8 protein-coding genes are annotated in these 6,898 nt (G+C 67.9%); all 8 read right to left on the reverse strand.

Annotation, left to right across the window (positions count from 1 at the left end; all coding sequences use genetic code 11):
* Positions 1-665: 665 nt before the first annotated feature.
* On the reverse strand, positions 666-1,898 hold the full coding sequence (locus ACUYMY_RS18160; protein WP_481704911.1) for a ParB/RepB/Spo0J family partition protein: 1,233 nt from the start codon (positions 1,896-1,898) through the stop codon (positions 666-668).
* Between the two features lie 79 nt (positions 1,899-1,977).
* Positions 1,978-3,027: a ParA family protein gene (locus ACUYMY_RS18165; RefSeq protein WP_481704912.1), complete on the reverse strand. Its 1,050-nt coding sequence runs from the start codon at positions 3,025-3,027 to the stop codon at positions 1,978-1,980.
* Positions 3,028-3,100: 73 nt separating this feature from the next.
* Positions 3,101-3,739: a 16S rRNA (guanine(527)-N(7))-methyltransferase RsmG gene (gene rsmG, locus ACUYMY_RS18170; RefSeq protein ID WP_481705101.1), complete on the reverse strand. Its 639-nt coding sequence runs from the start codon at positions 3,737-3,739 to the stop codon at positions 3,101-3,103.
* Between the two features lie 85 nt (positions 3,740-3,824).
* A complete protein-coding gene (locus ACUYMY_RS18175; RefSeq protein WP_481704913.1) occupies positions 3,825-4,367 on the reverse strand; it encodes a Jag family protein in 543 nt (180 codons plus the stop codon).
* Positions 4,364-5,329 carry a membrane protein insertase YidC gene (gene yidC / locus ACUYMY_RS18180; protein ID WP_481704914.1) on the reverse strand — a complete coding sequence of 322 codons (966 nt, stop codon included), beginning with the start codon at positions 5,327-5,329 and terminating at the stop codon, positions 4,364-4,366. Before yidC ends, ACUYMY_RS18175 begins: the two co-directional genes overlap by 4 nt.
* Before the next feature lie 9 nt (positions 5,330-5,338).
* Entirely contained in the window at positions 5,339-5,716 is a 378-nt protein-coding gene (yidD, locus tag ACUYMY_RS18185) for a membrane protein insertion efficiency factor YidD (protein ID WP_481705102.1), read from the reverse strand.
* A 28-nt stretch (positions 5,717-5,744) separates the two neighbouring features.
* The gene (rnpA, locus tag ACUYMY_RS18190; RefSeq protein ID WP_481704915.1) at positions 5,745-6,140 is read right to left on the reverse strand and encodes a ribonuclease P protein component; all 396 of its coding nucleotides are present in this window, start codon (positions 6,138-6,140) and stop codon (positions 5,745-5,747) included.
* A 46-nt stretch (positions 6,141-6,186) separates the two neighbouring features.
* Entirely contained in the window at positions 6,187-6,324 is a 138-nt protein-coding gene (gene rpmH / locus ACUYMY_RS18195; RefSeq protein ID WP_003800212.1) for a 50S ribosomal protein L34, read from the reverse strand.
* Positions 6,325-6,898: the final 574 nt, after the last annotated feature.

Below are 6,898 nucleotides of genomic sequence, written 5' to 3' on the forward strand. Positions count from 1 at the left end.
ACATGCAACAGGGCCCGGCACCGCCCCTGTGTTTCACGTGAAACAGGACATTCTGCTGCCATCCGTCTGCTCCGCCTTCCAGCCGGGCACTAATCGCCGCATGCCACAGGGCCCAAGATTCGAACTTCATTCTCTAGACACAACACTGACAAGAGTGGGGCCTGCGTAGACCCCTGGGAAGCAGCTTTGACCTGTTCCCTGAGGGAACTTCTGCGCGACTGTCCGTCCGGGACTCGAAGCCAGTTCTGCCCCCCGAGCTCGGTCTCCCCCTTCAACCTTGGTCATCCCGACCAGAAAGCCCATAGCGCAGACTCGAAAGTCCGTTATGCCGGTGAACCCGTTGACCGGCGCGAGGCCCTCCGACTTGGCCAATAGGAAGCCCGATGCAGATAAGCAGCAATCTGCAGAAGTCTGGGGCCTCCTGGACGGCGGCTGCTTCTAGGCAGAACTGCAGGAAGGCTGGATGCAAGACGTCGTCAGTGGAAGTCCTCCTGAAGAGAAGAACAGATCTCTCGCTGCCAGCGAATCAGCCCAGATCGCTCCAGATCGTCAATTCATGATCCGCAGACTGAGGTGTCCTGCGCCTACTGACAAAGACAAGGAGGGCGCCGTTTCACGTGAAACGGCGCCCTCCTGACTACGTCATCCCTGCCAAGACGTCACTCCTACTCCCCATCCGGGCTGATGAGCGACATGATGCGGTTGAGGTCCTCCACGGACGCGAATTCGATGCTGACCTTGCCCTTGCGGGCACCGAGGGTGATCTTGACGTTCGTGTCGAGACGGTCGGCAAGGTTCGAGGCGAGGAAGTCCAGCCGCTCGTGCCGGGCGTTGGGCCGCGGCGCATTGCGACGCTGCTCCTGCGGCTCCTGGTACAGCGCGACAGCCTCCTCGGTGCCTCGCACGGACAGCCCCTCCGCGATGATCTTCTGGGCCATGCGCTCGATGGCCGCGTCATCCGGGAGGGAGAGAAGCGCCCGGGCGTGGCCTGCGGTGATGACGCCGGCTGCCACGCGACGCTGGACGAGCGGCGGGAGACGCAGCAGGCGGATCGTGTTGGAGACCTGCGGCCGCGAGCGGCCGATCTTGTCCGCGAGCTCTTCGTGGGTTGCTCCGAAGTCCTCGAGCAGCTGCTGGTAGGCGGCCGCCTCTTCGAGCGGGTTCAGCTGGCTGCGGTGAAGGTTCTCGAGGAGCGCATCGCGCAGCAACGCATCGTCGCCGGTGTCCCGGATGATCGCCGGGATTGTCTCCAGACCGGCCTCGCGGGTCGCGCGCCAACGGCGCTCACCCATGACGAGCTCGTAGGGCTCGCTACCGGATTCCGTTGACTTGCGGACGACGATGGGCTGGAGGACGCCGATCTCGCGCACCGAATGCACGAGCTCCGCCATCTCCTCCTCGTCGAAGACGCTGCGGGGCTGGCGTCGGTTCGGGTGGATGTCGGCCACCGGCAGCTCGGCGAACTGAGCCCCGGGGACCTCGACCAGGTCGAGACCATCGCCCTCGGCAGGAGCAGCGCCCCGCCGCCTGGACGCCGCCGCTGGCTTCTTCGCGGCGGGAGCGGCTTGGCCTTCGCCGACGGCTTCCGCCGAGGTCGAGACCTGATCCGTCGACGCGGAATCAGAAGCTGAGGGCGCAGCGTCCGCGACCTCGGGGGCACCCGGGGGCGCACCTGCTGCCGCCCCTGCGCGAGCGCCCGCCTCGCCTGTCTCGTCTGGGGCCGGGACGGACTTAGCCTCGGCAGCAGGCGTCTGGAGCTCAGTTCGCTCACGCTGACCCGCGTCAGGGAAGAAGAGGTCCACGGGCCGCGACGGCGTCGCGGCGCCGCCTGCGGCCGGAGCGGTGCTGGGGATGAGGGCACCCAGCCCCCGACCCAGTCCTCGGCGCTTCTCGCTCATGGCGCTAATCCTCCCTTAGACCCGCGCGCAGTGCGGGCATTGTGGCTCTGTGCGTGTGGCTCGACGGTCACGGCCGTCGTCAGCGCTCTGCGATCTCCGCGGCGGCCTCGAGGTACGAGAGCGCGCCCGTCGACGACGGATCGTAGGTCATGACGGTCTGCTGGTAGCTCGGCGCCTCGGAGATCCTCACGGACCGCGGAACCACTGCATCGAGGACCTGCTCCGGGAAGTGCTCCCGCACTTCGGCGGCCACCTGGGCCGCAAGGTTGGTCCGGCCGTCGTACATCGTCAGGAGGATCGTCGAAACGCTCAGATCTGCGTTGAGGTGCTTCTGGATCATCTCGATGTTCTTCAGCAGCTGACTCAGCCCCTCGAGCGCGTAGTACTCGCACTGGATCGGGATGAGGACTTCGGTCGCGGCACAGAACGCATTGACCGTGAGCAGCCCGAGGCTGGGCGGGCAGTCGATGAAGATGTAGTCGAGGCGGGGCTTGCCCTCGGCCTCGCGCTTCTTGGCGTAGTTCTCGATCGCCCGCCGCAGTCGCTGCTCGCGGGCGACGAGCGAGACGAGCTCGATCTCCGCCCCGGCCAGGTGGATGGTGGCCGGCGCGCACTCGAGGTTGGCGACGTCCGGGCACGGGGCAACGACGTCGCCGAGGGCCAGGTCATTGATGAGCACGTCGTAGATGCTCTCGACGTCCGCGTGGTGCTCGATCCCCAGAGCGGTCGACGCATTGCCCTGCGGGTCGATGTCGATCACGAGCACGTTCAGGCCGGCGGATGCCAGCGCGGCGGCGATGTTGACGGTCGTGGTCGTCTTGCCGACGCCACCCTTCTGGTTGGAGACCGTGAACACCCGGGTCTTCTCGGGCCGAGGAAGCTCGCGGTCGCGAAGGCGCTCTCGCCGCCGCGCCTCGTTCGCGAGCTGACTGGCAATGGGGCTGTCGTCGTCCATCGCGTCGAGCACCGTGACTCCCTTCGGAGAGGTTGTTTCACGTGAAACGGCAGCGCTGCGGTCAATCGCGAAAGGTTGAGTTCCCAGTCCGGGGCTTCCGAAGGCCGCCGAGCGTGCAGAACCGAGGGTCAGAAAAGGGGGAATCCTCTGGGCTGACGTCTCGCCACTGCTCACTGTTTACTCACTCTCGCCTTGCGTCGGATGCCTCCCTCTAGACTACCGGCTGCCACCGCCCCGGACGGGGAGCCTAGGCCGGTCCGACCGCGACGCGGACGACCGTTGTCGGCTCGTCCAGAAGCCCATCGCCGACGGTGTGCACCTCGGCGGAATGGCCCTTGTACTTCTTGAGCGCCTTGGCGGCCTTCTGGACCTCCTCCGCTGCGCTGCGGCCCTTGATCGCCACGAGGAAGCCTGCCCCGCCGAGCAGCGGGAGGGTGATGGGGATGAGCGTCGAGAGCGCGGAGACGGCGCGCGCGGTGACGAAGTCGACGTCGACCTCCCCGACGGCCTGCTCGGCCCGCCCGCGCAGCACGCGCACGTTCCCCAGCCCGAGGTCGGCGACGACCTCCTCGAGCCAGACGACGCGGCGCTCGAGCGGCTCGATGAGCGTCAGGGCAAGGTCCGGGCGTGCGATGGCGAGGCACAGGCCGGGCAGGCCGGCTCCGCTGCCGACGTCGGCGATCGAGGCGCCCTCGGGGAACTCGGACTCGACGACGGCGCAGTTCAGGACGTGCCGGCTCCACAGCCGGGGAACCTCGCGGGGCCCGATGAGGCCGCGCTCGAGGCCCGACGTCGCGAGGTGCCCGACGTAGCGACGGGCGACGTCGAGCCGGTCGCCGAAGAGGCGCTCGGCCGCGGCCAGCTCGCTGCCAGCCAGCTCCGGCACCGCCGCGGCGGTGCCGTCTTCCGGGACGCGCGCGACGGCGTCGTCCGCTCTCCCGGTGTGCGCGCGGTGAGGCTCGCCCATCGCGTCAGCCGGCCGAGACGACGATGTGGCGCCGCGCGCCCTCGCCCTCGGACTCGCTGACGAAGCCGAGGTCCGCGACGGCGTCGTGGACGATCTTGCGCTCGTAGGAGCTCATCGGATCGAGGTGTACCGGGCCCCTGCCGGCCTTGACCTCGGCGACGGCGTTCTCGGCGATCTCCTGGAGGGTCGTGGACCGCTCACCGCGGTAGCCGTTAATGTCCAGGACGAGGCGGGACCGGTAGCCTGTCGAGGCCAGCACCGAGAGCCGCGTGAGCTCCTGGAGCGCCTCGAGGACCTCGCCGTCCTGGCCGACGAGGGCGTCGAGACCCTCGGCAGGCTCCTCGGCGACGACCGAGAGGTAGGAGCGGCCGTTGCGGACCTCGATGTCGATGTCCCCGTCGATGTCTGCGATGTCGAGGAGCTCCTCGAGGTAGTCGGCGGCGACGTCCCCCTCCTCCTCAAGCCGGTTGAGCGGCGTCTGGTGCGCGGTCTCGTCCTCGGGCTCGACGCCCTCGGTGGGGTTCACGGCGGTGCTCTCGGAGGTCATGCCCTCTTCTTCCTGTTCTTCCTCTGCGGCTGCTGGCGCTGCGTCTTCGGGGCCGGCGGGGCCGGGATCTCCTCGGGCTTCATGGCCTTGCCCGTGGTGACGTCGATGGGGGCCAGGCCCTTGGCGGCACGGCGCTCGTTGAGCGCCTTGGCGGCGGGCGAGCCCGGGGCGGGCATGCGGCGGATCACGTAGAACTGCTGGCCCATCGTCCAGAGGTTGCTGATGGTCCAGTAGATGAGCACGCCGATCGGGAAGTTGATGCCACCGATGCCGAAGACGAGCGGGAGGACGTAGAGCAGGATCTTCTGCTGGCGCATGAAGGGGCTGGCCATGGCCTCTTCGGACATGTTCTTGGCCATGATCTGCTTCTGCGTGATGAACTGCGACGCGGTCATCGCGATGATCATCAGGATCGACAGCACGGCCACGGCCACGGCGTCCCCGCCGCCGCCGTGCAGGAGCGAGGCTGAGAGGGGCGCTCCGAAGATGCTCGACGCGTCGAACTGGACAACCTGGTCGTGGGTCAGCGCGCCGATGCCGGTGTTGCTCTTGTTCGCGTTGCTGATCCCGGAGAGCACCTGGAAGAGCGCGAAGAAGAACGGCATCTGGATGAGCATGGGCAGGCACGCGGAGAACGGGTTGGTGCCGTGCTTCTTGTACATGGCCATCTGCTCCTGCGCCATGGCCTGGCGCGAGAGCTGGTCCGTCTTGCCCTTGTACTTGGCCTGCAGCTTCTGGAGGTCCGGCTGCAGGAGCTGCATGCCGCGCTGGGCCTTGATCTGCTTGACGAAGACCGGAATCAGGGCAGCACGGATCACGAGCACGAGCCCGATGATCGAGAACGTCCAGGTCCACCCGGAGTCCTCGGGCAGCCCCAGGAACGTCAGTCCATCGTGGAAGGCCACCATGATGAAGGAGACCAGCCACTGGAACGGGAACATGATTGTCCCGAAGAAGTCCATCAGTTTTCCCTACATTCCTCGTGTCGTCGCGGCCGAGTCCTGGCCGTTGTCGGGCCCCTCAGTCCAGTAGCGGTCCGGATGGTTGAGCACCACGATCCGTGGGATCCTGCCCTCGGGCCAGTGCCGGTGGCCCTCAGGCACCGGATCCAGCCCCCCGGCGTTCCAGGGATGGCAGCGCATCAGGCGCCGGACTGCCAAGTACGATCCTCGCACAGCCCCGTGGACTGTGACCGCCTCGAGCGCGTAGGCCGAGCACGAGGGGAAGAACCGGCAGACCTGCCCGTAGAGCGGGGAGACCACGGCCCGGTAGGCGATGAGCAGCAGGATCAGGAGCCGCTGCGGGAGCGTCCACACCGCGCGCACGACGGCGGCGGCCCACCGGGGCATCGCGCCCCGGCCGGGCGCTGGGCTCGCCTCAGCGCTCGCCACGTGCCGTCGCCTCCTGTCCCGTCCCGCCAGCGGTCCCCCTGGCCCTGAGGCGCTTGAGTGCGCCGCCGAGGGCCGACTCGTAGTCCCGGCTGAGTTCGTCCCAGGGGGCCTGGGCCGCGGCCGGAAGGGCACGGACGACGACGTCGACGCCCGCCGGGTGCCGGCGGAGCGACGAGGCTGCCGCCTCCCTCAGCCTCCTCTTAACGAGGTTCCGGGTGACCGCGTTCCCTACGGACTTGGAGACGATGAAGCCGAAGCGCGAGGGGCGCCCGGGCGAATCCACGGCATACAGCACGACGTTCCGGCGCCCTTGGCGGACGCCGGAACGTACGGTATGCGTGAAGTCGGCGCCGGAGCGCAGGCGGTGGGGCGCGGCGAGCATGTGCCTACTCCGCGCTAGCCTGCTGCCGGGCCGGCAGTCTCAGTGCTCAGGCCGACAGCTCAGTGCGGCCCTTGCCGCGGCGGGCTGCCAGGATGGCACGGCCGGCACGGGTGCGCATGCGAAGGCGGAAGCCGTGCTTCTTGGCACGACGGCGGTTGTTCGGCTGAAAAGTCCGCTTGCTCACGGTCTCACTCCAGTGGATCCAGGGCGTCTGCCGGATGACGGGTGTGCTGGCGGACGCTGCGTATTCGGGGCCTGCCGCCCCGCCGCGCCTCATGCCGTCCGCCATCGCGGTCCCGGCCGCGGGGCCGGGCTCGTGAAGGCGTCCGTGGGCATGCGACAGGACAGTAGGCAGACACAAAGGACTTAACGACGTTAGGGCACGCGCGGCGACGGCGTCAATTCGGGAGGGTGCGCGAAGGAGGGCCCGGGAGGGCCCGACTGTGTGTCCCCAGCTGTGTCCAACCACACCCACAGGCCTGTGGACAGCGCGTCTGCTGGGCCCGGAAAGAGAACTTCAACAGTGTAATTCATGACGGCCCCTTGCCCAGTTATCTTCTGGGTTGTTCCATCCTCTAGGCTGTCTGAGTGCTCACTGTCCACTCCTGTGGGTATCCCTGTGGACGGTTGCGGGCCAGAAGCGGCCTTGACACTGCGGAAGACGCCCTGGCGCGCCGTGGGCAGCGCGGCGTCATACACAGTCATCGGCGGTCACACCACCGACCAACGGCGAGAACCACCAGCAGCAAGAGGAGTCC

This window comes from Sinomonas sp. T428B, assembly GCF_056780155.1.

What these genes read in the sequence shown, in the direction of transcription:
- ACUYMY_RS18160 (WP_481704911.1), bottom strand. Translation starts at nt 1,898, where the DNA reads ATGAGCGAGAAGCGCCGAGGACTGGGTCGGGGGCTGGGTGCCCTCATC.
- ACUYMY_RS18175 (WP_481704913.1), bottom strand. Translation starts at nt 4,367, where the DNA reads ATGACCTCCGAGAGCACCGCCGTGAACCCCACCGAGGGCGTCGAGCCC.
- yidC (WP_481704914.1), bottom strand. Translation starts at nt 5,329, where the DNA reads ATGGACTTCTTCGGGACAATCATGTTCCCGTTCCAGTGGCTGGTCTCC.
- yidD (WP_481705102.1), bottom strand. Translation starts at nt 5,716, where the DNA reads ATGCCCCGGTGGGCCGCCGCCGTCGTGCGCGCGGTGTGGACGCTCCCG.
- rnpA (WP_481704915.1), bottom strand. Translation starts at nt 6,140, where the DNA reads ATGCTCGCCGCGCCCCACCGCCTGCGCTCCGGCGCCGACTTCACGCAT.